General features: G+C 65.4%; 2 protein-coding genes. One reads left to right on the top strand and one right to left on the bottom strand.

Going from position 1 to position 1,032, the window contains the following annotated elements; all coding sequences use genetic code 11:
- A partial coding sequence (locus AC2VON_RS03345; protein WP_486951671.1) for an amidohydrolase family protein occupies window positions 1-826 on the top strand: 826 nt, incomplete at its 5' end.
- Between the two features lie 25 nt (window positions 827-851).
- Here AC2VON_RS03345 and AC2VON_RS03340 read toward each other — a convergent pair.
- Window positions 852-1,032, bottom strand: a 181-nt coding sequence (locus AC2VON_RS03340; RefSeq protein WP_486951670.1) for an SDR family oxidoreductase, incomplete at its 5' end; no start/stop codon positions are given.

The following is a 1,032-nucleotide window of genomic DNA, read 5'->3' as shown; positions in this document are numbered from 1 at the left end:
CAGCCTGGTCGAAGAGCGGATGAAGGACGACCCGGAGCTGATTCACGACGTCATCCACGCGCTCAACCAGTGGATGCACGAAACCTGGTCGTTCAATTACCAGGACCGCATCTTCGCCACCCCGGTGGTCACACTGCCCATCGTCGATCGTGCACTCGAGGAGCTCGACTGGTGCCTGCAGCGCGGCGCACGGACGGTGCTGGTGCGCCCCGGTCCGGTGCCCGGCTTCCGCGGCAGCCGGTCCCCCGGATTGGAGGAGTTCGACCCGTTCTGGCGGGCGTGCGTCAAGGCCGGCATCCCGGTGACGATGCACGCCTCGGACAGCGGCTACGCCGAACTGTTCAACGTGTGGGAGCCCGGTGACGAGTTCCTGCCGTTTCGTCCCACCGCGTTTCGGATGCTGGCGATGGGCCACCGCCCGATCTACGACGCAATGGGAGCGCTGGTCTGCCATGGCGCCTTCTCACGCAACCCCGACCTGCGGGTGCTCTCGATCGAGAACGGCGCCGACTGGGTGCCCGACCTGTTCAAGGGCCTGAAGGGGGTCTACAAGAAGATGCCCGGCGCCTTCAGCGAGGACCCGGTCGAGGCGTTCAAACGCTGCGTCTACATCAGCCCGTTCTGGGAGGACCGGTTCACCGAGATCGTCAACATGGTGGGGTCTGACCGGGTGGTGTTCGGGTCCGACTGGCCGCACCCGGAGGGTCTTGCCGACCCGCTGAGCTTCCTCGACGAGCTCACTGATTTCGACCAGACCGACGTCGAGAAGATCATGGGCGGCAACATGATCGAGGTGATGGGGGTCTCTCAACCCGTCAGCGCGTAGGTGCGCCAACAGACGCGATGAAACTTTACGGGCCCGACCAGGGCTTGGCGCGCAGGAACCCGCCGGCGTCGATGCGGATCTGCTGACCGGTCACATACCGCGAGGCATCCGACGCCAGGAACAGCACCACCTCGCTGACGTCCTCGGGTTCGATGTAGGGGATCGGCATCACCTGCAGGGCGGGGAACGCCAGTTCGGCGTCTTCG

Source organism: Mycobacterium sp. TH-M82, assembly GCF_057473605.1.
This window is presented reverse-complemented; position numbering and strand designations above follow the sequence as displayed.